Annotated in this window: 24 protein-coding genes; 15 read left to right on the forward strand and 9 right to left on the reverse strand. The window is 62.9% G+C overall.

All coding sequences use genetic code 11. The features are described 5' to 3' along the window. Positions 1-98: 98 nt before the first annotated feature. Together IM701_RS04855 and IM701_RS04860 are read left to right on the forward strand one after the other, a co-directional pair. Positions 99-749, forward strand: coding sequence for a PadR family transcriptional regulator (locus tag IM701_RS04855; RefSeq protein WP_062780494.1), 651 nt, complete (start codon positions 99-101; stop codon positions 747-749). A gap of 86 nt (positions 750-835) precedes the next feature. Continuing rightward, positions 836-1,288 (forward strand): hypothetical protein, encoded by a 453-nt coding sequence (locus tag IM701_RS04860; RefSeq protein WP_193827961.1) that lies wholly within the window; start codon positions 836-838, stop codon positions 1,286-1,288. A 9-nt stretch (positions 1,289-1,297) separates the two neighbouring features. Here the strand turns inward: IM701_RS04860 and IM701_RS04865 are convergent, their stop codons facing one another. Continuing rightward, positions 1,298-2,488 carry a glycosyltransferase family 1 protein gene (locus tag IM701_RS04865; RefSeq protein ID WP_193827962.1) on the reverse strand — a complete coding sequence of 397 codons (1,191 nt, stop codon included), beginning with the start codon at positions 2,486-2,488 and terminating at the stop codon, positions 1,298-1,300. Between the two features lie 172 nt (positions 2,489-2,660). Between IM701_RS04865 and IM701_RS04870 the strand changes: the two genes are divergently transcribed. Together IM701_RS04870 and IM701_RS04875 are read left to right on the forward strand one after the other, a co-directional pair. Then, complete coding sequence (locus IM701_RS04870; protein WP_193827963.1) at positions 2,661-3,287, forward strand: hemerythrin domain-containing protein; 627 nt, start codon at positions 2,661-2,663, stop codon at positions 3,285-3,287. A 112-nt stretch (positions 3,288-3,399) separates the two neighbouring features. After that, positions 3,400-4,293 (forward strand): outer membrane protein, encoded by an 894-nt coding sequence (locus IM701_RS04875; protein WP_039335230.1) that lies wholly within the window; start codon positions 3,400-3,402, stop codon positions 4,291-4,293. A 635-nt stretch (positions 4,294-4,928) separates the two neighbouring features. On the opposite strand, the gene typA is transcribed toward IM701_RS04875, so the two are convergent. Further along, a complete protein-coding gene (typA, locus tag IM701_RS04880) occupies positions 4,929-6,755 on the reverse strand; it encodes a translational GTPase TypA (RefSeq protein WP_193827964.1) in 1,827 nt (608 codons plus the stop codon). A gap of 410 nt (positions 6,756-7,165) precedes the next feature. Between typA and IM701_RS04885 the strand changes: the two genes are divergently transcribed. Continuing rightward, entirely contained in the window at positions 7,166-9,856 is a 2,691-nt protein-coding gene (locus IM701_RS04885) for a TonB-dependent receptor (RefSeq protein WP_193827965.1), read from the forward strand. 75 nt (positions 9,857-9,931) lie between these two features. On the opposite strand, the gene IM701_RS04890 is transcribed toward IM701_RS04885, so the two are convergent. From IM701_RS04890 to pdeM, 4 genes are all read right to left on the reverse strand, one after another. Next, positions 9,932-10,672: a hypothetical protein gene (locus IM701_RS04890; RefSeq protein ID WP_193827966.1), complete on the reverse strand. Its 741-nt coding sequence runs from the start codon at positions 10,670-10,672 to the stop codon at positions 9,932-9,934. A gap of 100 nt (positions 10,673-10,772) precedes the next feature. Continuing rightward, positions 10,773-11,072 (reverse strand): hypothetical protein, encoded by a 300-nt coding sequence (locus IM701_RS04895; RefSeq protein ID WP_039335290.1) that lies wholly within the window; start codon positions 11,070-11,072, stop codon positions 10,773-10,775. 318 nt (positions 11,073-11,390) lie between these two features. Further along, on the reverse strand, positions 11,391-11,912 hold the full coding sequence (gene infC / locus IM701_RS04900) for a translation initiation factor IF-3 (protein ID WP_039335224.1): 522 nt from the start codon (positions 11,910-11,912) through the stop codon (positions 11,391-11,393). A 146-nt stretch (positions 11,913-12,058) separates the two neighbouring features. Beyond that, positions 12,059-12,748 carry a ligase-associated DNA damage response endonuclease PdeM gene (gene pdeM, locus IM701_RS04905; protein WP_193827967.1) on the reverse strand — a complete coding sequence of 230 codons (690 nt, stop codon included), beginning with the start codon at positions 12,746-12,748 and terminating at the stop codon, positions 12,059-12,061. 64 nt (positions 12,749-12,812) lie between these two features. Here pdeM and hemF point away from each other — a divergent pair, with 64 nt between their 5' ends. The 4 genes from hemF (at position 12,813) to IM701_RS04925 (ending at position 17,974) form a co-directional block, all read left to right on the forward strand. After that, on the forward strand, positions 12,813-13,676 hold the full coding sequence (hemF, locus tag IM701_RS04910) for an oxygen-dependent coproporphyrinogen oxidase (protein ID WP_193827968.1): 864 nt from the start codon (positions 12,813-12,815) through the stop codon (positions 13,674-13,676). A gap of 88 nt (positions 13,677-13,764) precedes the next feature. Beyond that, on the forward strand, positions 13,765-14,301 hold the full coding sequence (locus tag IM701_RS04915; RefSeq protein WP_193828347.1) for an N-acetyltransferase: 537 nt from the start codon (positions 13,765-13,767) through the stop codon (positions 14,299-14,301). Positions 14,302-14,375: 74 nt separating this feature from the next. Continuing rightward, positions 14,376-16,463 (forward strand): bifunctional (p)ppGpp synthetase/guanosine-3',5'-bis(diphosphate) 3'-pyrophosphohydrolase, encoded by a 2,088-nt coding sequence (locus IM701_RS04920; RefSeq protein ID WP_193828348.1) that lies wholly within the window; start codon positions 14,376-14,378, stop codon positions 16,461-16,463. A 146-nt stretch (positions 16,464-16,609) separates the two neighbouring features. Then, positions 16,610-17,974 carry a PIN domain-containing protein gene (locus IM701_RS04925; protein WP_193827969.1) on the forward strand — a complete coding sequence of 455 codons (1,365 nt, stop codon included), beginning with the start codon at positions 16,610-16,612 and terminating at the stop codon, positions 17,972-17,974. A 335-nt stretch (positions 17,975-18,309) separates the two neighbouring features. Here IM701_RS04925 and IM701_RS04930 read toward each other — a convergent pair whose 3' ends face one another. The 3 genes from IM701_RS04930 to IM701_RS22170 form a co-directional block, all read right to left on the reverse strand. Then, complete coding sequence (locus IM701_RS04930; RefSeq protein WP_230487804.1) at positions 18,310-19,044, reverse strand: transglutaminase family protein; 735 nt, start codon at positions 19,042-19,044, stop codon at positions 18,310-18,312. Between the two features lie 95 nt (positions 19,045-19,139). Further along, on the reverse strand, positions 19,140-19,547 hold the full coding sequence (locus IM701_RS04935) for a DoxX family protein (protein ID WP_193827970.1): 408 nt from the start codon (positions 19,545-19,547) through the stop codon (positions 19,140-19,142). Between the two features lie 79 nt (positions 19,548-19,626). Beyond that, positions 19,627-20,172: a DapH/DapD/GlmU-related protein gene (locus tag IM701_RS22170; protein WP_052242476.1), complete on the reverse strand. Its 546-nt coding sequence runs from the start codon at positions 20,170-20,172 to the stop codon at positions 19,627-19,629. A 156-nt stretch (positions 20,173-20,328) separates the two neighbouring features. Between IM701_RS22170 and IM701_RS04945 the strand changes: the two genes are divergently transcribed. From IM701_RS04945 to IM701_RS04970, 6 genes are all read left to right on the forward strand, one after another. Continuing rightward, positions 20,329-20,643, forward strand: coding sequence for a DapH/DapD/GlmU-related protein (locus IM701_RS04945; RefSeq protein WP_052242474.1), 315 nt, complete (start codon positions 20,329-20,331; stop codon positions 20,641-20,643). A 292-nt stretch (positions 20,644-20,935) separates the two neighbouring features. After that, a complete protein-coding gene (gene rpsM / locus IM701_RS04950) occupies positions 20,936-21,304 on the forward strand; it encodes a 30S ribosomal protein S13 (protein WP_039335281.1) in 369 nt (122 codons plus the stop codon). Between the two features lie 49 nt (positions 21,305-21,353). After that, the gene (rpsK, locus tag IM701_RS04955; protein ID WP_008065643.1) at positions 21,354-21,743 is read left to right on the forward strand and encodes a 30S ribosomal protein S11; all 390 of its coding nucleotides are present in this window, start codon (positions 21,354-21,356) and stop codon (positions 21,741-21,743) included. A gap of 121 nt (positions 21,744-21,864) precedes the next feature. Next, positions 21,865-22,929, forward strand: coding sequence for a DNA-directed RNA polymerase subunit alpha (locus tag IM701_RS04960; protein ID WP_039335210.1), 1,065 nt, complete (start codon positions 21,865-21,867; stop codon positions 22,927-22,929). A 118-nt stretch (positions 22,930-23,047) separates the two neighbouring features. Further along, positions 23,048-23,473, forward strand: a complete 426-nt coding sequence (gene rplQ / locus IM701_RS04965) for a 50S ribosomal protein L17 (RefSeq protein ID WP_039335208.1) — start codon at positions 23,048-23,050, stop codon at positions 23,471-23,473. Between the two features lie 133 nt (positions 23,474-23,606). Continuing rightward, positions 23,607-25,736 carry a prolyl oligopeptidase family protein gene (locus IM701_RS04970; RefSeq protein WP_193827971.1) on the forward strand — a complete coding sequence of 710 codons (2,130 nt, stop codon included), beginning with the start codon at positions 23,607-23,609 and terminating at the stop codon, positions 25,734-25,736. The last annotated feature ends 54 nt before the right edge of the window (positions 25,737-25,790 follow it).

The following is a 25,790-nucleotide window of genomic DNA, read 5'->3' on the forward strand; positions in this document are numbered from 1 at the left end:
TTCCGCCGAGATAAGGTGCGCGCAGATAAATTGCACGGGGCACTTGTCAGAATACATTTAAGATATATCTTAGACGCATCATGAAAGGATATGAATACATGAGATTCGAAAAAGGCCGCCATGGACGCGGTCGGCATGCCGTCGCGATGATGGCAATGATGGGTGGTCGGTTCGGCGGCCCGTTCGGAAAGGGCGGACCTTTCGGCGAAGATGGTCCCCCCGGTGGCGGCCCGTTCAGTGGCGGCCCGTTCGGCGGTGGCCGGGGCGGCCGGGGTGGCGGTCGTCGGGGCGGGCGCATGTTCGGTAGCGGTGAGCTTCGCCTGCTTCTGCTGCATCTCGTGGCAGAACAGCCGCGCCATGGCTATGACCTGATCCGCGCGATCGGCGAGCTTGCCAGTGGCGAATATGCGCCAAGCCCGGGCGTGGTCTACCCTACGCTCAGCCTGCTGGTTGACGAAGGGCTGATCGCGGAAGAGGCAGGTGAAGGCCCGCGCAAGGCTTTCGCTGTTACCGACAGTGGCCGGGCCGAACTGGTTGGCAAGGATGCGGAAATCGACGCGGTCCTCGCCCGGCTCAAGGCGCTGGGCGAACAGCGTGATCGTGCGGACAGTCCGCCGGTCCGCCGGGCAATGGGCAACCTTCACGCAGCCGTGCGCAATCGCGTCATGGCAGAAGGTTTCGATACCGAGACTGCCCATGCCATTGCCGACATCCTCGACGAGGCCGCACGCAGGATCGAACGCCTCTGATGCTCCATGAATCCGCGCTTTCGCGCCGCTTTGAGGATGCATTGGGCCATGATATCCTCTCCCCGGGTAACAGGGGGAGAGGACCCATGGATAACCTGCAAGACAATCCCGTGAAGACACCGGGCCATCTCTGGGCTGTCGGCGTGATCAGTCTGTTATGGAACAGCTTTGGTTGCGTCGACTACGCGATGAGCAAGCTCGACCCGCTTGGTTACATGAAGTCCGTCGGCATGACTGAAGCCGAGATCGCCTACATGCTCGCCATGCCCGCCTGGCTCAGCGCGTTCTGGGCGCTTGGTGTCTGGGGTTCGCTGGCAGGCTCGCTCCTGCTGCTGGTGCGTTCGCGCCATGCCGTTACGGCATTTGCGGTTTCGCTGGGCGGCCTTGCCGCAAGCCAGCTTGCGCATCTTCTCGACAGCACGATGCCCACATCCATGAACTCGGGCGCAATGATGGCGATGAACCTCCTGATCTGGGGCTCGCTCGTGTTCTTCCTGTGGTATGCGATCCGGATGAAGGCTGCAGGCGTGCTGCACTGAGCCTGGCGTCTATCGACCCGCCCGCGACTTGGACTTCTGGCGCACCAGCCTGAGGTAGGTATCGGCGACTGCCTGATTGATCCGGTCCCAGGAGAAGTCGAGACTGCGTTCCTCGCCCGCCATGCCGTGGCGGGCGCGAAGCCCTGCGTCTTCCACATAGCAACGCAGCGCCTCGGCAAACTGGCGGACGGCACCCGGCGTGATCAGGCGGCCCGATACGTTGTCGTCGACGAGGCTCTGGCTTCCGGTCGCTGCTGCGGCAACGACCGGTACGCGGCAAGCCATTGCTTCAAGAGTGACGTTGCCGAAGGTCTCGGTGACCGACGGATTGAAAAGCACGTCCATGCTCGCGACCGCGCGGCCGAGATCGTGCCCGCCCTGGAACCCGGCGAAGACCGCATCGGGCAACCGGGCTGCAAACCAGTCGTGTGCCGGGCCTTCACCAACCACGAGCACGCGATGCTTGACGCCCTTGCGCACCAGCTGGTCGACCGAGTCGGAAAAGACGTCGAGGCCTTTCTCCATGACTAGGCGGCCAAGGAAGCCGATCACCACTTCGTCATCACCAATGCCGAGCGAGCGGCGCCATTCGAGACTGCGCGCTCCGGGGTGGAAGATCTCGCGATCGACCCCGCGCGACCAGATGTCGATGTCGTAATTCATCCGCTGGTCGCGCAGCACCTGCGCCATCGATTCCGACGGCGCGACCAGCGCATCGCAGCGGCGGTAGAAGCGACGCATCAGGGCTTCGACCACGGGTTCGGCCCAGGCCATGTTGTAGTAGCGGAAGTAGGTCTCGAACCGGGTGTGGACCGAGGCGAGGATGGGAAGCCTGCGGTGTCGCGCCCACGAAACCGCGCGGTGCGCGACGACGTCGGGTGAGGAGACGTGCACGACGTGGGGGGCAAACGTGGCCAGATCGCGGCGGATGCGTGGGGACAGGGCAAGCGGGAAGCGATACTCGGGACGGCCCGGGATCGCGAACGAGGGTACACCGATCAGCGTGCCGGTTGCCTCGAAGGCGGGTTCATCCACCTTGGGGGCATAGATGCGGACATCCGCGCCCTGGCGCAGAAGATAGCCGACGAGGCGGTTCAACGCCTGGTTCGCGCCATCGCGGACGTAATTGTAGTTGCCGCTGAACAGCGCGACGCGCAGCTTTGAAAGATCGGTCGGGAAGGGGGAGTTTGCCTCGCTCATCGGCTGCGCCATAGCCGGGCCGAAGCCGAATGGCGAGTGACGGTGACCGATTTGCGCGACTTTTGCGCGGTTCGCGTCAGGCGTTGCACGACTGGCCGAGCGCTGCAACTAGCCTTGGAACTGACACCAAGCCTGTCCGCTCACCCTGCAAGGCTCAGCAGGAGTGGAGCAAATGTCCTTTCTCGACAAGATCGTAGCCGTCATCACCCCACCTGAAAGCGATGAAGATCGTCGCGAGGCGCGAGACAAGGCGCAGGCCCTGGCGCGGCCCGGCGACTGGATTACGCATGCGCTGGAACATCATCGCCGCATCGAGGCGTGCTTCGAACTGGCGCTGGGGGCCAATTCCGTCGCCGAGCGGCGTGCCGCACTGCGCGACCTTTCGATGGTGCTGACCGCGCATGCCAATGCCGAAGAGGCAGTGCTCTATCCAGCGATGGCCAATGACAGCAGCAAGGCAAGTGCTGGGCTGGCGTTCGAGGAGCACGCGATGACGCGCATCCAGATGGGCGCATTGGAGACGCTTGATCCGATGGGCCAGGACTGGCGCGACAAGCTTGGCCATATCCGCGGTGCTGTGCTCCACCATGTCTACGAGGAAGAGGGCAGCCGCTTTCCGGAGCTGCGCCACGCCATAGATCCGCAGGAAGACAAGCGGCTGACGCGGCGGTTCCTTGAGGAATTCGATCGCTACATGGGTGCCCAGGCTTTTGAACAGCCGCGGCAGATGGCGGCGGAAATTCCGAAGGATACCGGAAACCGGAATCCGCCCAGCAATTGGGGCGCGGCGGACTACTGAACCTGCCCCAAGTGCCGTACCCGTCCGATCCGGTGCGGTTTTGCGGAAACCAATCCCGCTCGCAGGGATTGGGGCTGCACGACCGGTCTCAGGCAATCCAGAGGGAATATCAATGACTTCGAAGAGCATTTTTACGTGGCCGCTGGCCGCGACGCTGGCGCTCGTCGCCGCTCCGGCCATGGCGCAGGACAGCATGGACAATTCCGACACCACGATGTCCACGGCCACCACCGCCGATGGCTTTGATCGCGACAGCCACTTCGACGGAGTCTACATCCAGGGCTTTGGTGGCATCAGTCTGCTCGGCAATAATCGTGGCCAGTTCGAGTTCGATACCGATCGCGATGGCAACTACGGCAATACCGTCCAGACGACGACAGGCGCCAATGCGTTCTCGCCTGGCTTCGCCAATTGCGGTGCCCAGGGCGCACAGCGTGGGGCTGGATGCGTGGCCGACAAGCAGGGAGCGGAATACGGCGTTCGCGTCGGCTTCGATGCGCGGTCGGGCAACATGGTGTTCGGCGGCCTGATCGAAGGTTCGCGCAATGAATCGATCTATCGCTCGACCGCTTTCAGCACCACGCCGGCGTCCTACCGTATCGACCGCCAGCTCGACTACGCCATTTCGGCGCGCGCGCGCCTTGGCTATACCCCGGGCGGCGGCGCTCTGTTCTACGTCACCGGTGGCGGCAGCTACGCCAAGATCAATCATGATTTCTCGACCACCAATACCGCCAATTCGTTCACCGAGCGCGACGACGGCAAGATGATCTGGGGCTGGCAGGCTGGTGGCGGCACCGAGATCATGCTGTCGAACAACCTGTCGCTGGGTTTGGAGTACCTCTACAGCCGGTATCAGGACGACAAGTATGAAGTCGAAGTGGGCCAGGGGACCGCGCCTGCGACCAACCCGTTCCTGCTGAACGGCGGCGGGACCAACCTGCGGGTTGCCGACCGGGTGTTCGACACGCACGCCCTGCGCGCTACTGTTGGCTTGCGTTTCTAAGAACGAGACGAAATACCTGCTGCGCGCCAGAAACGCGCGGGAAAGCGAACCCGGAGAAGCTGCGGCGACATGCATCGCCGCAGCTTTTTCGTGTCCCGCGCGGCCCGCATGGGCATCGCGCCGGACCTCGTCGACCGCCCGGCGGGCGCCAGAGGGTTGACGCTGTTTACACAGTTCAGGAGCGCAATCGCGGGCAAGCGATCGGGGCAGATCGATTGGCTGTGGGAATGCGCGGCCTGCGCCTTCCAAGAGGGCGTCGTTCAGGCGAATCAGCATTCCCGGAACTTGGCCACCCCCGGCCCATCCTGCCTGCAGGAGCGAGGAAAATCGCCGGTTTTCCGGTGTTTGAGCGGTGGTGGTGTTGGCGGGCAGCGTGATGGGGGCAGGGTGCGACATGGCGGGGATGCTATGTCAGCTGATGCCTTGTAGGACAGCGGTTTTTGTGCCTGTTTTGTTCAGGAAAGCTGGCGATTGTTCGCCATTTATGCTGACGTGGGCGTCAGCATCCCGTGGTGGTGAATGCCCACCCCGAACCCTTCCGCCTGCCGGTGCGGAGAAGGTTGGAGCGGCTCTACGCACGTCGCTTGACGGACAAGCAAAAAGGGCGGCCCGAGGGAGCCGCCCTTTGTTATTCCTTATGCCGCTTCCTTCTTCCGCGACGCCTTCTTGCGCTCGTTCGGGTCGAGGATGGCCTTGCGGATGCGGATCGACTTTGGCGTGACTTCGACCATTTCATCGTCGTCGATGTAGGCGATGGCCTGCTCCAGCGTCATGATCTTGGGCGGGGTCAGGCGGATGGCGTCGTCCTTGCCGCTCGAACGGAAGTTCGTCAGCTGCTTGGACTTCATCGGGTTGACCTCGAGGTCTTCCGGCTTGGCGTTCTCGCCGATGATCATGCCTTCGTAGAGCGGGGTGCCGACGCCGACGAAGAGGATGCCGCGCTCTTCAAGCGGACCAAGCGCATAGGCAACGGCTTCGCCGGTGCCGTTGGAGATCAGCACGCCGTTCTTGCGGCCCTCGATCTTGCCCTTGTGCGGACCGTACTTCTCGAACAGGCGGTTCATGATGCCGGTGCCGCGGGTGTCCGAGAGGAATTCGCCGTGGTAGCCGATCAGCCCGCGCGAAGGGGCCGAGAACGTGATGCGGGTCTTGCCGCCGCCCGAGGGGCGCATGTCGGTCAGCTCGGCCTTGCGGATGGCCATCTTGTCAACCACGGTGCCCGAGTGCTCGTCGTCCACGTCGATCATGACGGTTTCGTACGGTTCGAGCAGGTTGCCGTCCTCGTCCTTCTGGAACAGCACGCGCGGGCGGCTGATGCCGAGTTCGAAGCCTTCGCGGCGCATCGTCTCGATCAGGACGCCCAGCTGGAGTTCGCCACGGCCGGCGACTTCGAAGCTGTCCTTGTCGGCCGATTCCGTGATGCGGATGGCGACGTTGGATTCCGCCTCGCGCTCCAGACGGTCGCGGATCATGCGGCTGGTGACCTTGCTGCCTTCGCGGCCTGCCATCGGGCTGTCGTTCACGGCAAAGCGCATCGACAGGGTCGGCGGGTCGATCGGCTGGGCCTTGATCGGCACGGTGACTTCCGGCGCGGCGATGGTGTTCGACACGGTGGCGACGGTGAGGCCGGCGAGGGAGATGATGTCGCCCGCGCGGGCTTCATCGACCGGCACGCGATCGAGGCCACGGAAGGTCATGATCTTGGAAGCGCGGCCGGTTTCGATGACCTTGCCGTCCATGTCGAGCGCACGGATCGGATCGTTGACGCGGATCACGCCCGACTGGACGCGGCCGGTGAGCACGCGGCCAAGGAAGTTGTCACGATCCAGCAGCGTGGCGAGGAAGGTGAACGGTGCGTCTTCATCGAGGTTCGGCGGCGGCACGTGATCGACGATGAGCTGGAACATCGGCTCCAGCGTGCCTTCGCGCCGATCGGGATCGGTGCTGGCATAGCCATTGCGGCCCGAGGCGTAGAGCACGGGGAATTCGAGCTGTTCGTCGTTGGCATCGAGCGTGACAAAGAGGTCGAACACTTCGTCGAGCACTTCCTGGATGCGCTCGTCCGGACGGTCGACCTTGTTTACCACGACGATCGGGCGCAGGCCGAGGGCGAGCGCCTTGCCGGTGACGAACTTCGTCTGCGGCATCGCGCCTTCCGAGCTGTCGACCAGCAGGATCACGCCGTCGACCATCGAGAGGATACGCTCCACCTCGCCACCGAAGTCGGCGTGGCCGGGCGTGTCGACAATGTTGATGCGCACGCCGTTCCATTCGATCGAGGTCGGCTTGGCGAGAATGGTGATCCCGCGTTCCTTTTCGAGATCGTTGGAATCCATCGCGCGCTCTTCCACGCGCTGATTGTCGCGGAAAGTGCCGGACTGGCGGAAGAGCTGGTCGACCAGGGTGGTCTTGCCGTGGTCAACGTGGGCGATGATCGCGATATTGCGCTGCTGGGCGGACATGAAAACAGGCTTTCGGTTGGAATCGGCTGGAGTCGGCACAAGCAAGGCTCGCTCCGGTTTCGGCGCGCGCTTACTCGCAATTGTGCGTTGCGGCAAGCACGCTTCTATATAGGCATGCGTTGCGGCGAGCACGTTTCTGTAAAGGCCTGCATTGCTACAAGCACGCTGAATGCGGGAAGGCGCGTTGCGGCAAGCTTGGCTTGGAACAGCAGCCAAGCGGTTGCAGGTGTGACTATCATGCAACAGCGCATGAAAATGCATGGGGGTCGCGAAGGATTTCATCGAACTGGAATTGTTCGCATGTTTTCCGCGCCCTAGAAGGTCGGGTGGGAAACAGGATGACCTTCCGGCCGGATGACGGCCACCGTCCGGCGAAGGCCCGGCGGGTGAATAGAGGAACAGTTTTGCAGATGAAATCCTTGTATGCCGGTCGTGCCGGCCAGGCCGCGCTTCTTGCTGGAGCTTGCGGACTTGCTCTTGCGTTTTCCGCCACCGCCCACGCGCAGGATGCTGCCGACGCGGCCGAGGAGGAAGCTCAGCCGGCACCGCCCGCGCCCGATCAGGCGGCAGAGGGCAACGAGATCATCGTCACCGCCACGAAGCGCGAACAGACCCTGCAGGACGTGCCGATTGCCGTCTCTGTAACGAGCGCGAAGACGCTGGAGCAGGCGCAGATCCGCGATCTGAAGGACCTGACGAGCGTGGTGCCCTCGCTGCGGGTAACTCAGCTGCAATCGAGCGCGAACACCAACTTCATCATCCGCGGCTTCGGCAACGGCGCCAACAACGCCGGTATCGAACCATCGGTCGGCGTGTTCATAGACGGCGTCTACCGCTCGCGCTCTGCCGCGCAGATCGGCGACTTCCCCGACGTGCAGCGCATCGAAGTGCTGCGCGGGCCGCAATCGACCTTGTTCGGCAAGAATGCCAGCGTCGGCGTGATCTCGATCGTGACGGCAGCGCCGAAGTTCGACTTCGGCGGCAATGTCGAGGCGAGCTATGGCAATTACGATGCTGTCGTACTCAAGGGCGTGGTCACCGGACCGGTGACGGAGCAGCTGGCGCTGAGCCTTGCCGGTGGCGTCAACAAGCGCGACGGGTACAACAAGGACCTCGGCACCGGCAACGAAACCAACGAGCGAAATCGCTGGTTCGTGCGTGGCCAGGCGTTGTGGGAACCCAATGCCCAGGCGCGGGTGCGCCTGATCGGCGATTATTCGAAGATCGACGAGAACTGCTGCGGGGTGGTCAACCTCCGGCCCAGCTCTGCGACGCAGGCGATCCGTGCTCTGGGCGGGCGCGTCAACGGACCTGACGAGATCTACGCCAACCGAGTCTATTCGAATATCGATTCGGTCAACGACATCGAAAACTGGGGGGCTTCGGGCCAGGTCGACTACGACTTCGGTCCGCTGACCTTCACCTCGATCACTGCCTACCGGCGGTTGGACGCCTTCACCAATCAGGATTCCGACTTCACCAGTGCGGATCTGATCGGGTTCAATGCACAGGATCAGGGCATCAAGACCTTCACGCAGGAACTGCGTGCGGCCACCAACATGGATGGCCCGCTCAACTTCCTCGTAGGCGGATATTACTTCAACGAAAGCATCCGTCAGTCCAACCAGCTTGGTTGGGGCGAGGACGCGCGCGGTTATGCCGACGTGCTGATCCGGGGGCTGACGCAGAACACCCAGTCGCTTTCGAGCATCGAGGCGACGATCAGCGGGCTGACCGGCACCAACTACACGGGCCGGTTCTTCGTGGCCGGGCAGAAGCTGGACGAGCGCTATCGCCTCAAGAATGAGGCTTTCTCGGTCTTCGGCCAGGCAGACTTCAAGATCGGTGACCGGCTGACCGTGACGGGTGGCATCAACTACACCAAGGACAAGAAGGACTTTGCCGCCTCGGCAACGTCGTCTGACGTGTTTGCGAACCTCGATCTGGTGCAGATCGGCGGCACGGCCTTGAGCCGCGGCTTCATCTCGACCGCGCTGGGCACAACGGACCCGCTGGCCATTGCCGCCTTCGCACAGGCCAATCCGACGGTGTTTGCCAACCTGCAGGCCCAGGCTTCAGGCTTTGCGGCGCTGAACGCGAACCTTTCGACCCAGCAAGCGGCTGCGGACAGCAATCCTCTTACGGTCGGCAATCCGCTGCTGGCGCTGCAGGATCTGCAATATCTGCCGCCCTTCCTGGCCGTGCCCAACGCGGTGGAGCCGGGCCGGACCCGTGACGACAAGTTCACCTACATCGTCCGCGTTGCCTATGACCTGACCGACGACATCAACGTCTATGCAAGCTATGCGACGGGTTTCAAGGCGAGCTCGATCAACCTCTCGCGCGACAGCCGCCCGCTGCTGAGCGATCGCGAGGCGCTGATTGCGCGGGGACTGACAGTCGTCAACCAGACCTATGGCAGCCGGTTTGCCGGCCCTGAAAGCTCCACCGTCTATGAAATCGGGCTGAAGGCTGACTGGGGGCTGGTCACGGCAAACCTTGCCGCGTTCGACCAGCGGATCAATGGCTTCCAGTCCAACACCTTCACAGGGTCGGGCTTCGTGCTGGCCAACGCCGGCAAGCAGTCTGTTCGCGGTATCGAGTTCGAAGGTACGGTGAAGCCGGCCAAGGGCTGGCAGTTCAACGTGGCGATGACCTACCTTGATCCGAAGTACGACAGCTTCGTGCTTTCGGCGGTGGGCGACCTTTCGAAGACGCGACCGGCAGGCATTCCGGCGATCTCGTCGACTTTCGCGGCGAGCTATGACCATGAGTTCGACAGCGGCCACCACCTGATCCTGCGCGGCGACTTCCATTATGAATCGCCGGTGCAGATTGCCGAGGGGCTGCCCGGCTTCCTCGATGGCGGCACGCGCGTGGCGATCGATGCGGCGCGGCCGTTCCGCCGTGAAGTGAACGAGGCCAATGCCTCGATCACCTGGGCCATGCCGAGCGGGTTCGAACTGACGCTGTGGGGACGCAACCTGACGGACAACCGCTATCTCCTGCAGATCTTCGATACCCCGGCCCAGCCCGGATCGATCTCTGGCTATACCAGCCAGCCGCGCACTTATGGCGTGGCGGCACGCTACCGGTTCTGAGGCGCGGGCTTCGGAAGGGGGAAGGGGAGCTTCGGCTCCCCTTTTTCGCATCAGGGCTGCCGCCGAGCGGCCAGGTCAGCGGCTGGGCGTGCTCTCGGCTGTCGCGACCTGTGCGGGGGTGAAGGGCCTGGCATGGAGTGGCGGGAAGGCGTCTTCCAGCGGCTTGCTATCGGGCAGGATGTAGACGTAGCCGCCCTTCTTGCCGAACATGGGGGCGATCTTGCCGTTGTAGAGCGCCTTGGGGACGTTGATGCAGCCGAAGGTTATGCGGTTGTCGTCCACGTCGGGCGAAAGCATGCGTTTGGCCCGGTTCTCCTTGGGATTTCCCGGCGGGATGGTGTGGATGGCGACCGAGGTGGCGTAATCGACCCAGAGAACGCGGGTGTTTCCCGCAGCCTTGCCGAAGCGGGCAAGGAAGCGACCGGCCGGGGTGGTCTTCTCGGCGGGGCCGATTTCGGCAAGGCTCTTGTTTCCGACGCCAGGCGTGGCGTCGTCACCCAAGGCGCGGCCGATCAGCACCGGACCGAAGCCCACCGGCTTGCCACTCGCATCGAAGGCGAAAATCGTGGCGCTTGGCTTGTCGATCACGAGGAAGGGCAGCCCGTTGTTGTCTGCGGTCTCCGTCACCCATGACGTCACGCGTTGTGTCGGGATCGTCAGGTCGGGCAGTTGGACGGGCTTCTGGACGGATTTCGTGCTCTTGCGCTTTTGCGCCTTGGCCTTCGAAGCTGTCGCCGTTGCCGCTTCGGCGGGGTCGGTCATCACAGAGGGGAGAGCCAGCGCCAGGCCGGCAAGCGCCGCAAGAGCCTTCATCATTTCGAACTTCACTCGCACCAAAGACGAAAAACCGGACAGGCCTTCCCTGGTTGTCTGACCACAGAAGACCTGTCCGGCACTTTAACGCGACAGTGGCCGATTAGTTGCGCGGACGCTTCTGCTGGGCCTGCATCATGCGCTGGTCCATGCTGTCGACGCGGCCAGTGAGCTGGTCGAGACGCTGGGTGTTGGTCTGGGCCTGCGCGTTGGCGGCCTGCGCTTCGCTGCGGGCAGCCTGGGCAACGCCGTCAGTTGCCTGGAGGCGGCTTTCCACGCCATCGATACGCTGGTTGACCGTGGCGATCTGCTCGTTGACGTAGCCCTTGGTGGCGCAACCGCCGAGGCCCAGCGAGCCAGCGAGAATCGCTACGGCGGGGATGATCTTGAGAGACGGCGTCATGTAATGCTCCTTGATGAAACCTGTTGGTTTTTTGGCGAACCGCAGCGGCAACGCGCAGATGCGCCAAACAGACATGGTTGAATCGGTGGAGCGTTGGTTGGTGGGGGCGAGTTGCGGAACGCGCGCCAGGGCGTTTCGGGGCGTCGATGACCGGTGTGCAGGCAAGGCGATCCGACAGCGTGCAGATCACAGGTGCCGAGTGCCCACCCCCGACCTCTTCCGGCTGCGGGAGGGGTAGATAACTGTCGCCTGTTCGGAAACGAAAAGGGCGCGCCTTGCGGCACGCCCCTTGCGGTTTGCATAAGCGCGGTCTCGGGCCTACTTCGGCGCGAGGACCATCAGCATCTGGCGGCCTTCCATGCGGGGGAAGGCTTCGATCTTGGCGATTTCAGCCACATCGTCCTGCACCTTGCGCAGGAGGTTCATGCCGAGCTGCTGGTGCGAAAGCTCACGGCCGCGGAAGCGCAGCGTGATCTTCACCTTGTCGCCTTCACCGATGAACTTCACGACATTACGCATCTTCGTATCGTAATCGTGGTCGTCGATGTTCGGACGCATCTTGATCTCCTTGATCTCCTGCGTCTTCTGGCTCTTGCGCGCGAGGTTGGCCTTCTTCTGCGCCTCGTAGCGGAACTTGCCCACGTCGAGGAACTTGCAGACCGGCGGATCCGCATTCGGGGAAACTTCAACGAGGTCGAGGCCGACTTCGGCGGCCTGTTCGATCGCTTCACGGGTGTACATCACACCCAGGTTCTCGCCGTTCTCGTCGATCACGCGCACCTTGGGCACGTTGATCATCTGGTTGTAGCGAGGCCCGCTCTTGACGGGGGGCGCCATCATGCGCCGCGGTGGGGGAGCTATAGTGCTTTCTCCTGCAGTTTTTGCCCAATATGGTTCCGCGCGCTCATATCACAATGCGCGCACAGATAAAGGGCGGTTTTGCCCTTGGTTCTAAAGCCGACGGGTTTCGCGAAAGCATGTTGCTTTCAGGCTGCAGCGCGCCAGAGATTGAAGCGGGCCAGCTTTGCCCCGGCAGGGACGATCGCATCGATCGAGCGGGCGGGCTGCAATGCCGCCAGAATTGCCGGGTCGCCTGCGTCCATGCCTCCGGTCAAAGCGCCGAAAGCGGGAAGAATCAGGCGGTTCTCGCTCGCGACGGCACAGGGGCGGGCAATGGTGCGACCGCGGATCGAGACGCGCAGCTTGGGGTGGAAGTGCCCTGAGACTTCGGCTTCGTCGGTGCCTTTGCGAGCGATGTGGCGCAGGGTGAGACCGCGAACGGCCAGCTCGTCAACCAATGTGCCGCCGGGGGCAGATGCGTCTTCGTCGTGGTTTCCGGTGATCCAGACCCAGTCTGTCGCGCGGGTGAGGGCATCAAGCATGCCAGCGGCGTAAGGCTCCATTCGAGCGACGGCGGCGGCATCGTGGAACGAGTCGCCCAAGCAGAAGACGCGGCGGGCGCCGGTCTCGCGCAGGGCCTCAGCAATCCGTTCGAGAGTGGCGCGGCTGTCATACGGGGGGAGCATCTGGCCGTGGCGGGCGAAGAAGCTGGCCTTTTCGAGGTGAAGGTCAGCCACCAGCAGCGCATTTTCTTCCACCCAATAAAGCGCGCGGGATGCACCGAGGCGGAATTCCTGCCCCATGAACTGAAAAGGTGCGAACGAAAAGGGAACCATGGCTTTCCCTTGCCGGATCGCGATTCCCTTGGCAAGTCGCCATGACAGACCTTTGGGGGAATGCATGACCGACTGGACGACCCACACCACCCGCGCCCGCGCCTGGTTCGAGAGCTTGCGTGACCGGATCTGCGCGGAGTTCGAGGCGATCGAGCGCGAAGCGGGGTCGGATGCGTCGTTTGCCTATACGCCGTGGAACCGGGAGCATGACGGCGAAGCTGTCGAAAACGGCGGCGGCGGCGTGCAGGGCCTGATGAAGGGCAAGGTGTTCGAGAAGGTCGGCGTCAACGTCTCGACGGTGCAGGGCGAGTTCTCGAAGGACTTCGCCGGATCGGTCAACGGGGCGAGCGCAGAGGCGCCGGGCTTCACTGCGACGGGGATCAGCCTGGTGGCGCACATGCGCAATCCGCACGTGCCGGCGGTCCACATGAACACGCGCTTCCTGACGACCAGCAAGGCGTGGTTCGGCGGTGGCGGCGATCTCAACCCGCCGATCCCCTATGAGGAAGACACGGCCGAGTTCCACGCCGAGTACAAGGCTGCCTGCGACAGGCACGATCCGGAATACTACCCGAAGTTCAAGAAGTGGGCGGATGACTACTTCTGGATCCCGCACCGCAAGGTCCATCGCGGCGTTGGGGGCATTTTCTACGACCACCTCGAATGTGCTGACGATGCCGCATTCGAAGCCAACTTCGCCTTCACGCGCGATGTGGGCGAGGCGTTCATCAACGTCTTCCCGCGTCTGGTGAGGAAGCGGATGGGAATGGACTACTCGCCGGCAGAGAAGCTGACCCAGCTCGAATATCGCGGTCGCTATGCCGAGTTCAATCTGGTGTGGGACAGGGGTACGCTGTTCGGTCTCAAGACCGGCGGGAACATCGATGCGATCCTGATGAGCCTGCCACCGGAAGCCGTCTGGAGCTGACGTGATCGAGGCGGAAGGCCCGGCGCTGGCGCGTGGGTTCCACAACGTTGCGCCGGGCGATCTGGCCTGCGTCGTGACCTCGCTCGAAATGCGCCAGCCGCCGGCGGGCTTGCGTCGGCTGGTGCCCGAAGGCGACGTTCCGGTGCAACTGGTGCGCTGGAAGGACTGCGCGCCCGAGAAATACCGGCTTCTCTATCGTCGCGTGGGTGAGCCCTGGCTGTGGTGGTCGCGGCTGGCCATGTTGGACGCGGAACTGGCGGCGATCATTCACGATCCGCAGGTGCAGGTCCATGCCGTGGTGGACAGGGCGCGGGTCGAGGTCGGCATGCTGGAGCTGGACTTCCGTGCGGCCGGGACGTGCGAGATAGCGTTCTTCGGACTGATCCCCGGGGCGACCGGCAAGGGCCTTGGCAAGTGGTTGATGCGGCGGGCGCTGCAGATGGCCTGGGTGCCCGGCGTTGAGCGGGTGTGGGTACACACCTGCACGCTCGACGATCCACGCGCCCTGGGGTTCTACATGGGACAGGGCTTTGCGCCCTATGCACGGCACGTTGAAATCTTTCCTGACCCCCGCGTCGCAGGACTGTTGCCGGAAAGTGCCGGAACCGAGCCGATCATCGGCTGATCGACCAATACGATTGCATTCATGCGGCTTTCCCCCTTGCGGGAACCGCTCCGATGCCGCCATTTAGGGCACAGATGCTCCGCCAGTACGAACTTGTCGAACGTGTGCTTGCCTATGATCCCGATGCGGACGAGGCGATGCTCAACCGTGCCTATGTCTATACCGTGCAGAAGCACGGCACCCAGAAGCGGGCGAGCGGGGACCCGTACTTCTCGCATCCCGTGGAGGTGGCCGGCCTGATGACCGAGCTCAAGCTCGATCAGGACACGATCATCACTGCGCTGCTCCACGATACGGTGGAGGATACGCTTGCCACCGTGGACGAGATCGAGCGCCTGTTCGGGCCGGACGTGGCGCGGCTGGTCGATGGCGTAACCAAGCTCTCGAAGATCGAGACGATGAGCGAGAGCGAGCGCGCCGCAGAGAACCTGCGCAAGTTCCTGCTGGCGATGAGCGAGGACTTGCGCGTCCTGCTGGTGAAGCTGGCCGACCGCATGCACAACATGCGCACGCTCCACTACATCAAGAGCGAGGAAAAGCGGCGGCGCATCGCGCGCGAGACCATGGATATCTATGCCCCGCTGGCCGAGCGGGTGGGCATGTACGAATACATGCGCGAGATGCAGCTGCTGGCTTTCGAGCAGCTTGAGCCCGAAGCCTATGCCACGATCACCGGCAGGCTGGCGGCGATCCGCAGCGAGGAAGGCGCCCAGGTCGATGCCATCGCGCTGGAGATCAAGCAGGCACTGGCCGAGGCGGGCCTGCGCGTCGAGGTTTCGGGGCGCGAGAAGCACCCCTATTCGATCTGGCGCAAGATGGCCGAGCGGCACGTGTCGTTCGAACAGATCACCGACATCATGGCCTTCCGCGTCCTGACCGACAACGAGGACGACTGCTACAAGGCGCTGGGCATCCTGCACCGCGAATGGCAGATGATCCCGGGGCGGTTCAAGGACTATATCTCGACGCCGAAGATGAACGGCTATCGTTCGCTGCACACGGCGCTGATCTATTCCAACGCGATGCGCGTGGAAGTGCAGATCAAGACGCACGAGATGCACGAGCGCAACGAGTTCGGCCTTGCCGCGCATTGGGCCTACAAGCAGGGCGGCACGCCCGATGGGCAGGTGGGCTGGCTGCGCGACCTGATCGAAATCCTCGAATCCAGCCACGACGCCGAGGAACTGCTCGAGAACACCAAGATGGCGATCTACCAGGATCGCATCTTTGCCTTCACGCCGAAGGGGGCGCTGTTCCAGTTGCCCAAGGGGGCGACGCCGATCGACTTTGCCTTCGCCGTCCATACCAAGCTTGGCGCGCAGGCCGTGGGCGCGAAGATCAACGGTCGGCATGTGCCGCTGCGCACGCCGCTCGGCAATGGCGACGTGGTGGAGATCATCAAGAGCCGCACGTCCGAGCCGCAGCTATCGTGGCTGGGCTTTGTCGTCACCGGCAAGGCGCGGGCCGCGATCCGCCGTTTCGTCCGCCAGAAGGAGCGCGCCGAAGTCGCCGCCATCGGGCGCAAGCTCTATGAGGAAATCGTCGAGCGGCTGCCGACCAAGATCGGCAAGAAGGCGCTGAACGATGCGCTCAAGCGGTTGAAGCTGGCGAGCGAGGAAGACTTCATGTTCGCCATCGGCTCGGCCAAGCTGGATGACCGGCAGGTGATGGAAGCGCTGGTGCCCGGAAGCGCGGCGAACATTCCGGAAGAGAACTGGCCGAGCCAGAAGCGCGCCATTGCCGTGCGCGGTTTGACGCCGGGCATGGCGTTCAAGCTGGCAGACTGCTGCCACCCGGTGCCGGGTGACCGCATCGTCGGGTTGCGCCGCCCCGGCAAGGGCGTGGAAGTCCATGCGATCGACTGCATGAAGCTCGCCGACGGCGTCGATGCCGACTGGATCGACCTGTCATGGGACGCCCGCACCGACGGCGCTATCGGCCGCCTGCGTGCTGAGTTGTATAACCGACCGGGGACGCTGGCAGAGATGGCCGGCATCTTCGCCAAGAACCACGCCAACGTGGTCAACCTCGAGATGACGCAGCGGGAGAACCCGTTCCACACCTATGAGGTTGATCTGGAGGTGCGCGATCTGGCGCATCTGACGCGGATTATCTCGGCGCTGCGGGCGAGTGAGGCTGTTGCGCAGGCGGAGCGGATTTGAGGGGGGCTATGTGCGGTGAGCGTGACGAATTTGGGGATTTATGCACCTGTCCCCGAAATTCCCGAAATTCCTATCCTTGGGGGGATAAGGGCCGCTGTCGGCCTTGAAGACTTGCTCTAACTATCGGGTCAGGTCACAATCATTCCATGACTGACAAGAATGTTGCCCTGTTCATCGATACGAACTGCTTCCTTCAAATGAAGGATTTTAACCAGATCGCTTGGCGCAAATTGTTCCCCGAGGCTGAGGCGATAAAGCTTTTCGTGTGCAGCGCAGTCATTACGGAACTGGACAAGCACAAAGTATCGGCGAATCAGCGGCGGCGAAATCGCGCCCGCAAGGCGCTCGCCCAGATTGAGGAGGCCGCTGCTACCAATGATATGACACTGCTGATCAGGGAGGCTGCGCCCAAGGTCGAAATAGCGATCTGGCGAGGCAAACCAGTCTGGTCTGACTTCTCGGAATTGGACCCATACAGTGCTGACGACTATCTCGTTGCCGCCGCCGCGACGGATGCCTGCGGCATTGTGCTATCTCACGATACAGGACCGCGCATCCGCGCCCGTATTGCAGGAGTCCGCGCTGAATGTCCTCCGGAGGAATGGCTGCTGCCTGCGGAACAAACAGACGATCAACGAAAAATCACACAGCTTAACCGAGAATTGGAAGCTGCCCAAAACGCGCGCCCGCGCCTGCAGATTATCATGCCACCAGACGAGCCCATCACAATCGAGGCGGCTGCGGTGCCATTTTTGGGCAGCGTGATGGTGAAAAAACTGACCGGTCGAGTGCTGGAGGAGTTCCCGCGTGCGCACATCGAACCGAAACGCTATCTGAACAACATTTCAATTCTCAGCGATCCATACCATATCAGCCAAAGTCGGATCGACGCCTATCACGACGAGTATCAGACTTTCGTGTCGTCGGTAGAAACATATTTCACGGTTCTTCACGAACGCATCGAGCGGCATTCCCTCGCGCAAATGCCGTCAGGTTCAGTTGCCAATATCGGCAACGTTTCCGCCAAGAACCTTACACTTGTCTTACGGGCGGTTGGTGAGATTGAGCTGCTGGCTGACCGAGAAGACGCAGAATCGCTATATGGACCGGTTTCTCTCCCAGACCCGCCGAAACCGCCACGTGGTGGTTACATCTTCGACGCGCCCCGCCACCTGTCGATGCCAACCCATCGAAATCCCACCGGTTTCTATTGGATAAAACGACCGACGATAGGGGCTCCCGAAATGGCTAGCTTCGAGTGTGCTGATTTTCGGCCTGCAAGAGAGGAACATTTCGGCGTTCTGGTGTGCGCCATCGGAGAACTTCCTTCGAAGGGAGAACTGATCGTCAACGTCAGCGCGGAGCATCATGAGGTCGTATCTGAAAGGCGTACCATCATGTTCGAAAGGAAGCTGACGCATTGGCTTGATCCGGTAGTGCAACAGATATTGCCTGAAGTTGTTCGCGATGCCTTCAACGCCGTTGATGAAGCCGAGCTTCCGGTTTTTTAATTCTAGTGGGAGCCGTCTGTCGGCAGTTACGGGGACAGTTACGGGGACAGGTGCATCAATCCCCAAAATCTAAGCCTAAGGCCGCAAGGGGAGCCAAGCCCCGTGTCAAGCACGGGGCGACGAGGGGTCTGGTTTGGACTGGTTGGCTTTCGGCTTTCGCCCATGTGCTCGCTAAGCAAATTTGCACCTCCAACTCGCGTCGTCCCGGACTTGATCCGGGACTTGGCTTTTCTTCTGCGTAGGGCGCGGGGGAAGGAAGCGGGACCCCCGGGGCGGGGCCCGGGGTGACGGTGGAATTTAACGCGGGGCAGAGTTGAGCGCGGGGTCCGTCAGTCCTACAACTTCACCTCAACAACCTGCTCGTTCAGCGTCGCCCCGCCGAAGATCGTGAGGAAGGCGATGTCAGCTGCGTCGCGGCCTACACCGATGATGGCGGTTGTGGCGGGGTCGGCCATGCCGGTCGCGTCCACCAGGTGCCAGGCTCCGGCCAGCCAGACCTGGGCGAGGGCGTGGAAGTCTTGGGGGGTGACGTCGGGGCTGTAGGCGCTGACCATTCGGGCCGGGATGCCAAGGCTGCGCACCAGCGCGATCAGGAGGTGGGCGTAGTCGCGGCAGACGCCCTCGCGGGCGTGGAAGGTGTCTAGCGCGGTGGTGCCGCCGTGGCTGGCACCGGGGACATAGGCGAGGTGGGTGGCGATCCAGTCGCGCACGGCCTCTACCGCAGCGCCCCCAGTCAGGTGGCCGAACATGTCGACCGCGGCGGCGTGCATCGTGTCGACCGGGCAGTAGCGCGAGGGGAACAGGTATTCGAGCACTTCGCCGGGCAGGGCAGTGAGGCTGTCGGCGGCAAGATTGGCCAGCGGCAGGGGCTGGCGGTCGATCTCGACGATGACGTTGTACGATACCTCGAACCCCGTCCGGGGTTCAAGCCATTGGCGCTCGCCCAGACCATCGTGCCCGGCGACGGTGCGGGCAATGGCGGGGGTGGTGATGCAACTGGTCTCGAGCAGGCGCTGTCCCGCAACTGCCGCAACGCCGATCTGCATCAGCACGGGAGCGGCGGTGGACATGGCATAGTCGAGCGATGCGGCAATGCGCAGGCGAGTTGTGATGGCAATATCCGACGCTGGAGGGACGGCCGCCCAGTCGGCGCCGTAACGCTTCGCTATCTAGCGGCCGCAGCCCTTTGCGCAAACAGCCATGCGACGACCGCCGTTGTGAAGATCGACAGCAGGTTCTGGACGAGCGACGCGCCGTCCTGCGCGAGTTGATGGGTTACGGTCGAGACCAGTTCGAGCGCGATGAAACCATATGCTGCCATCATGCCGATCCGGCTGTACCCCGGCAGGAACAGTGCCAGCAGCAGCAGGAGGGTAAGCGCAAGCTCGGTGATCCCGACGATGCGTCCGAGCCATTCCGGCAGATGCACGGTCCAAGCCGTATGGCGCATCAGTTCCTCGCGGGAGGAGAAGACCTTGTGCCAGCCGACGAAGCCGTGGAATGCCGAAAGCAGCAGGGTCAGCGGCACGAGCAGGGCCAGTCTCACGAGCGGTGCAAGACGCAGTGCGGCCATCGAGTTCTCTCCCCATGTATTATTAGAACTTCTGGTCTAATATGGATCGAGGGCGGTGACAATCGTCTGAGAAGGGCTTTCAGTCGTTGGCTTCAGGCGTTGCTTCGAGGGCGGCCGGGCCGCGTGTTGCGAGCCCGAGCTTGATGGCCTCGCGCGCATACATCAGGCGCTGGTTGATGTGGGCTTCCGGCAGGCGGCCGAGCCATCCGGCGTCGATGCCCCGCCGCACGATGCGGGCGGGATTGCCCGAGACGATGCAGTCATCGGGAACGTCGCGCCTGACGACCGATCCCACCGCGACGATTGCGCCGTTCCCGATGGTCACGCCGGGCAGGATGACAGCCCCTGCGCCGATGAAGCAGCGCGCGCCGATCGAGACCGGGCGCACGTTGCCGTCCTCTCCTCTGGTAAAGATTGCGGCGTTGAGGGCGATCGCGGTTTCATCGCCGATCGAAATGGCGCCACGCCTGCCCACTTCCATGCGCGTGCTGAGCGACAGGTCGACCTCCCGGCCCATGCGCACGCCACGGACATGGCGGAGCCAGGCGATGTAGCTGCCGATCACCAGGCCACGGGCGCGGATGAAGCGCGAGAGACTGCGTCCGCTGATCGGGGGGTAGGCCATGGCGAGTTGATATCTCCGGCCCGGGCGTTATGCAAAGCGCGATTGGCCCCTGGCGGGCCTGGCGGGGGCATCGGACGCGTGACCAGAGGGGCGGGTATACGCCGAAAGAGCATCAGGCAGAGACTTCGGCATCTTGTCCAGACCCGCTTCTGGGGGATGAACATTGCCGCCAGCGCCTGGGTCTCCCCGACAGCGTCGCTCGACCGCAACTGGCCATCGGGGATCCATATCGGCGATGAGTGCGTGATCGGGCCATGGGCCATCCTGCTTTCGCACGACTTCACGCGCGGTCTCTACGCCGACACCGTTATCGGCAGCGGCACCACGATTGGCGCGCGGGCCATCGTCATGCCGGGCATCAAGGTGGGCAAAGGCTGCGTGGTGGAAGCCGGCGCTGTCGTGACGCGCGACGTTCCCGATGGGGCGCGTGTTTCCGGACATCCGGCAAGGATCGTTGCCCCGACCCAGTAGGGCTGCGCACCGGGGGTTTTGACCTCGCGGCGCGATTGGGATAAGGTTGCTCCACATTCGAGCAGGACCGTGCCACGAACGGCGCGCAGTCCGCCTTTTGTGCTTGCGTAGCGGTTGACGTTGCAGTCGAAACCGCCTAATCGCGCCTTTCACTCATTTCCGGGCAACGTCTGCACAATCAGGATCAAGGTCCTGAAACCATGCAGAAATCCGGGATTTCCCGAGTGAGTTTTCGCGATGAGATAGGCGGCGCGAGCGATTCGCGCGGCCTGTGGAGCAAACGGAGAAGCAAGTGGCTCGTATTGCCGGGGTCAACATCCCCACCAACAAGCGCGTGATCATCGCGCTGACCTACATCCATGGCATTGGCGCACACAAGGCCAAGCAGATCGCCGACAAGCTGGGTATTGAACACACCCGCCGCGTGGCCGACCTTTCGGACGCAGAGATCCTTCAGATCCGCGAAACGATCGACGCCGAGCACACCGTGGAAGGCGATCTTCGCCGCGAAGTGGCGATGAACATCAAGCGCCTCATGGACCTCGCGTGCTATCGTGGTCTGCGTCACCGCAAGGGCCTGCCGGTCCGCGGTCAGCGCACTCACACCAACGCCCGCACCCGCAAGGGCAAGGCCAAGCCGATCGCCGGCAAGAAGAAGTAAGATCTGAACAGATCCTTCTTCCGTCCAAAGTTTCTCGAGGATATTTACCATGGCACGCGAACCTCAGCGCATTAAGCGCCGCGAGCGCAAGAACATCACCAGTGGTGTTGCGCACGTAAACGCCAGCTTCAACAACACCATGATCACCATCACCGATGCTCAGGGCAACGCCATTTCGTGGTCGTCGGCCGGCATGATGGGCTTCAAGGGTAGCCGCAAGTCGACCCCGTACGCAGCGCAGGTCGCTGCTGACGATGCCGGCAAGAAGGCTGCGGAACACGGCGTCCGCACCCTCGAAGTCGAAGTCAAGGGTCCCGGTTCGGGCCGCGAGAGCGCCCTTCGCGCCCTCCAGGCGGTCGGCTTCACCATCACGGCGATCCGTGACGTGACCCCGATCCCGCACAACGGCGTTCGTCCGTCGAAGCGTCGTCGCGTCTGATCCTGCCTATGGTGGATGGGGCGCAGGTACCGGCGCCCCTTTCACCCAATATCTCGACCGGAGCCGGGAATTAAGCATCCCGGCAACCGGCAAAAGCCCGCACAAACCCCAGGGGAATTCCATGACTGTCAACATCAAGAACTGGCAGGAACTGAAGAAGCCCAACAATCTCGAGATCAAGCCGGGCAACGACGCCAAGCGCCGCGCGACATTCGTCGCCGAACCGCTTGAGCGTGGCTTTGGTCTCACCCTCGGCAACGCGCTGCGTCGCGTGCTGCTCTCCTCGCTTCAGGGCGCGGCGGTCACCTCGATCAAGATCGAGAACGTTCTTCACGAATTCTCGTCGCTCGCCGGCGTCCGCGAAGACGTGACCGACATCGTGCTCAACGTGAAGCAGATCGCCCTCAAGATGCAGGGCGAAGGCCCCAAGCGTCTGCAGCTCTCGGCCACTGGTCCGGGCGAAGTGAAGGCAGGCGACATCGCCGTCACCGGCGACATCGAGGTCATGAACAAGGACCTCGTGATCTGCAATCTCGACGAAGGCGCGACGTTCAACATGGAACTGACCGTCGATACCGGCAAGGGCTATGTCCCCGCCGTGTCGAACCGTCCGGTTGACGCGCCGATCGGCCTGATCCCGGTCGACTCGCTGTACTCGCCGGTCCGCCAGGTTTCGTACAAGGTCGACAACGCCCGTATCGGTCAGGAGCTTGACTACGACAAGCTCAATCTGACGGTCGAAACCGATGGCACGATCACCCCGGAAGACGCCGTGGCCTATGCTGCGCGCATTCTTCAGGACCAGCTCGCGCTGTTCGTGCACTTCGACGACCAGGTGCCGGTCGGCCACGTTCCTTCGGTTGCCGGTGGCGTCGCTGCCCATGCACCGGAAGAGAGCGATGCCAACCAGCTCAACCGCTACCTTCTCAAGAAGGTCGACGAGCTCGAGCTGTCGGTGCGTTCGGCCAACTGCCTCAAGAACGACAACATCATCTACATTGGCGACCTGGTCCAGAAGACCGAAGCCGAGATGCTGCGCACGCCGAACTTCGGCCGCAAGTCGCTCAACGAGATCAAGGAAGTCCTTTCGTCGATGGGCCTGCGCCTCGGCATGGACATCCCGGGCTGGCCGCCTGAGAACATCGAAGAGATGGCCAAGAAGCTCGAGCAAGAGCTTCTCGGCTAAGGAAATTCGGGGCGTCCTTCGGGGCGCCCTGTTTTCAAGGGTGACTTGGCGGCAGCCCTAATTGCCGCCTGGATCGGGGTACCTCGTACGGCCCCCCTACGAACGGAAGGGAAATACCATGCGTCATAAACTTGGCCAGCGTAAGCTGGGTCGTACCTCTGCCCACCGCATCGCGATGCTGCGCAACATGGCAGCGGCTCTGATAAAGCACGAGCAGATCACCACGACGACGCCGAAGGCGCGCGAACTGCGCCCCTACATCGAAAAGCTGATCACGCTCGGCAAGAAGGGTGGCCTTTCGAACCGCCGTCTCGCCCACGCCCGTCTGCTTGACGATGCCCAGCTGCAGAAGCTGTTCACCGTTCTGGCCGAGCGTTATGCCGATCGCAACGGTGGCTACACCCGCATCATCAAGGCCGGTTTCCGCGCTTCGGACGCTGCACCGATCGCCGTGATCGAACTGGTCGACCGTGACACCTCGGCCAAGGGCCAGGACTCGGGCCCGGTGATGACGGCTGATGAAGACGAATACGAAGCCGCATAATTCGCGCTTCGTTTCGGACGAGATTGACGGGCGGGGCCGCTGGCTCCGCCCGTTTTTCGTGCGCGGGGCTTGTGCGTGACGGGAAGCTGGCTAGTTTCGGCTGCAACCGAATGATTCACCGGAAAGCTCCCCCATGCCCATGCGCCAAATTCTGTTCGCCACTGCGGTGGCGGCTGTCAGCCTGTCTGCACCTGCCTTTGCCGGAGATACAGCCTTGAACTACCCTGAGACTGACCGGGGGGCGGTGGTCGAGACCCTATTCGGCGAACAGGTTGCCGATCCCTATCGCTGGCTGGAAGCAGACGTTCGTGTTGACAGCAAGGTTGCGGCGTGGGTCGACGGCCAGAGCAGGTTTACCGATAGCTATCTCAAGGCCCTGCCGGAGCGGGCCGGGTTCGAGAAGAAGCTCAAGGGGCTGTTCGACTATCCGCGCTGGGGCGTTCCCCGCGAGGAAGGAGGCCGACTGTTTCACACCTACAATTCGGGACTGATGAACCAGGCGCAATTGGTCGTGCGGGATGCCGCCTCGCCTGAGGGGCGCGTTCTGCTGGATCCCAATGGCTGGGCGAAGGATGGGGCGACTGCGCTCGACGCCTGGGAGCCTTCGCCGGACGGGGCAACGCTCGCCTACACCGTGCAGGATGGTGGATCGGACTGGCGGACGATGAAGTTCGTTGGCGCGGGCGACGGTAAGGCCCTTGCGGACGAGATCAAATGGGTGAAGTTCAGCGATATTGCATGGGTCGGCAATGACGGCGTGCTCTATTCACGCTTTGAGGCACCCAAAGAGGGCGAGGCGTTCCAGGCGCTGAATTACAACCAGACCGTTTGGTATCACAAGCTGGGTACACCGCAGGCTGAGGATAGGCCCGTTTTTGCCACCCCTGACAAGCCGAAGTGGGGACATGTGGCGCAGGTCAAGGGCGAGGGGCGCTGGCTGGTGGTGACCAGCCATGAAGGCACCGACCCCCTTTCGGCCGTGTTCGTGGCGCCAATCGGCAAGGCTGACTGGAAGTTGCGCCCGTTGGTTCCCGACATGACCGCCCAGTGGGACTGCTTTGACGCGACAGGCGACACGCTGTGGTTCGTGACCAGCAAGGACGCGCCGCTCAAGAAGGTAATGAAGGTCGACCTTTCGGGGGCAGAGCCGGTCTGGACCACGGTGGTCGAGCAAAGCGATGCGAACCTCGACGGGGCCTCGATCGTCGGGGGCAAACTCTACCTCAATTACCTGAAGGACGTGAAATCGCTGATCGAGGTCTACGCCCTTGACGGGACTCCTGCCGGAGAGATGGCGCTGCCGGGGATCGGATCGATCACCGGGTTCAGCGGCAAGCCGGGGGACCGGGCCGGATTCTTCGGCTTTACCAGCTTCACCACCCCCGGAACCGTCTACAGCTTCGATACGGTCAGCGGGAAAGTGGCGCCATGGCAGAAGGTGCCGCTGAACTTCGCGCCCGAGGACTACAAGGTCGAGCAAGTGTTCTATCCATCGAAGGACGGCGCAAGGATCCCGATGTTCGTGGTCCGGCGCAAGGACGCAAGGGGGCCGGTGCCGACGATCCTCTATGGCTACGGCGGCTTCAACATTTCCTTGCCGCCAGCCTACTCGGCAGCACGCATGGCGTGGCTGGCGAGCGGCGGGGCCTATGCCGTGGCGAACCTGCGTGGCGGCGGCGAATATGGCGATGCCTGGCACGATGCCGGGCGGCGGGCACGCAAGCAGAATGTGTTCGACGATTTCATTTCGGCAGGCGAATGGCTGATTGCCAATGGCGTGACCCCCAAGACGGGGCTTGCGGTGGAAGGCGGCTCAAACGGCGGGCTGCTGGTGGGCGCAGTGGTGAACCAGCGGCCCGACCTGTTCGCGGCGGCGCATCCGGCGGTGGGCGTCATGGACATGTTGCGCTTCGACCGCTTTACCGCCGGGCGTTACTGGACCGACGATTACGGCCGACCTGATGTCGAGGCAGACTGGCGCGTGCTGCGGGCCTATTCGCCCTACCACAACGTGAAGGCTGGCACGCCCTACCCGGCAGTGCTGGTGACGACGGCTGACACTGACGACCGCGTGGTGCCGGGGCACAGCTTCAAGTATGCGGCAGCGCTTCAGGCAGCCGGCCTTGGACCGAAGCCGCAACTGATCCGCATCGAGACTCGCGCCGGACACGGGTCGGGCAAGCCGATCTCGAAGTTGATCGAGGAAACGGCTGACGTTTACGCGTTTCTGGCGCACTGGACGGGGTTAAAAGCCACGGACTGAGGAAGAAGGGCATCTCCCGCATATCGTTGCGCTGTGCTATGCCTTGGCCAACGA

It is taken from the genome of Novosphingobium sp. ES2-1 (assembly GCF_015169775.1).
Taxonomy (GTDB): Bacteria; Pseudomonadota; Alphaproteobacteria; order Sphingomonadales; family Sphingomonadaceae; genus Novosphingobium; species Novosphingobium subterraneum.

Excerpts from the sequence above, each read along its gene's own strand:
- IM701_RS04935 (WP_193827970.1), bottom strand. The coding sequence starts at position 19,547 with ATGGCCGCACTGCGTCTTGCACCGCTCGTGAGACTGGCCCTGCTCGTG.
- IM701_RS04970 (WP_193827971.1), top strand. The coding sequence starts at position 23,607 with ATGCCCATGCGCCAAATTCTGTTCGCCACTGCGGTGGCGGCTGTCAGC.
- infC (WP_039335224.1), bottom strand. The coding sequence starts at position 11,912 with ATGATGGCGCCCCCCGTCAAGAGCGGGCCTCGCTACAACCAGATGATC.
- typA (WP_193827964.1), bottom strand. The coding sequence starts at position 6,755 with ATGTCCGCCCAGCAGCGCAATATCGCGATCATCGCCCACGTTGACCAC.
- IM701_RS04895 (WP_039335290.1), bottom strand. The coding sequence starts at position 11,072 with ATGACGCCGTCTCTCAAGATCATCCCCGCCGTAGCGATTCTCGCTGGC.
- pdeM (WP_193827967.1), bottom strand. The coding sequence starts at position 12,748 with ATGGTTCCCTTTTCGTTCGCACCTTTTCAGTTCATGGGGCAGGAATTC.
- IM701_RS04860 (WP_193827961.1), top strand. The coding sequence starts at position 836 with ATGGATAACCTGCAAGACAATCCCGTGAAGACACCGGGCCATCTCTGG.
- IM701_RS04930 (WP_230487804.1), bottom strand. The coding sequence starts at position 19,044 with ATGTCCACCGCCGCTCCCGTGCTGATGCAGATCGGCGTTGCGGCAGTT.
- IM701_RS04925 (WP_193827969.1), top strand. The coding sequence starts at position 16,610 with ATGACTGACAAGAATGTTGCCCTGTTCATCGATACGAACTGCTTCCTT.
- IM701_RS04890 (WP_193827966.1), bottom strand. The coding sequence starts at position 10,672 with ATGATGAAGGCTCTTGCGGCGCTTGCCGGCCTGGCGCTGGCTCTCCCC.
- IM701_RS22170 (WP_052242476.1), bottom strand. The coding sequence starts at position 20,172 with ATGGCCTACCCCCCGATCAGCGGACGCAGTCTCTCGCGCTTCATCCGC.
- IM701_RS04915 (WP_193828347.1), top strand. The coding sequence starts at position 13,765 with ATGCGCCAGCCGCCGGCGGGCTTGCGTCGGCTGGTGCCCGAAGGCGAC.
- IM701_RS04875 (WP_039335230.1), top strand. The coding sequence starts at position 3,400 with ATGACTTCGAAGAGCATTTTTACGTGGCCGCTGGCCGCGACGCTGGCG.
- rpsK (WP_008065643.1), top strand. The coding sequence starts at position 21,354 with ATGGCACGCGAACCTCAGCGCATTAAGCGCCGCGAGCGCAAGAACATC.
- IM701_RS04870 (WP_193827963.1), top strand. The coding sequence starts at position 2,661 with ATGTCCTTTCTCGACAAGATCGTAGCCGTCATCACCCCACCTGAAAGC.
- IM701_RS04920 (WP_193828348.1), top strand. The coding sequence starts at position 14,376 with ATGCTCCGCCAGTACGAACTTGTCGAACGTGTGCTTGCCTATGATCCC.
- IM701_RS04855 (WP_062780494.1), top strand. The coding sequence starts at position 99 with ATGAGATTCGAAAAAGGCCGCCATGGACGCGGTCGGCATGCCGTCGCG.
- rplQ (WP_039335208.1), top strand. The coding sequence starts at position 23,048 with ATGCGTCATAAACTTGGCCAGCGTAAGCTGGGTCGTACCTCTGCCCAC.
- hemF (WP_193827968.1), top strand. The coding sequence starts at position 12,813 with ATGACCGACTGGACGACCCACACCACCCGCGCCCGCGCCTGGTTCGAG.
- IM701_RS04960 (WP_039335210.1), top strand. The coding sequence starts at position 21,865 with ATGACTGTCAACATCAAGAACTGGCAGGAACTGAAGAAGCCCAACAAT.
- IM701_RS04945 (WP_052242474.1), top strand. The coding sequence starts at position 20,329 with ATGAACATTGCCGCCAGCGCCTGGGTCTCCCCGACAGCGTCGCTCGAC.
- IM701_RS04885 (WP_193827965.1), top strand. The coding sequence starts at position 7,166 with ATGAAATCCTTGTATGCCGGTCGTGCCGGCCAGGCCGCGCTTCTTGCT.
- IM701_RS04865 (WP_193827962.1), bottom strand. The coding sequence starts at position 2,488 with ATGAGCGAGGCAAACTCCCCCTTCCCGACCGATCTTTCAAAGCTGCGC.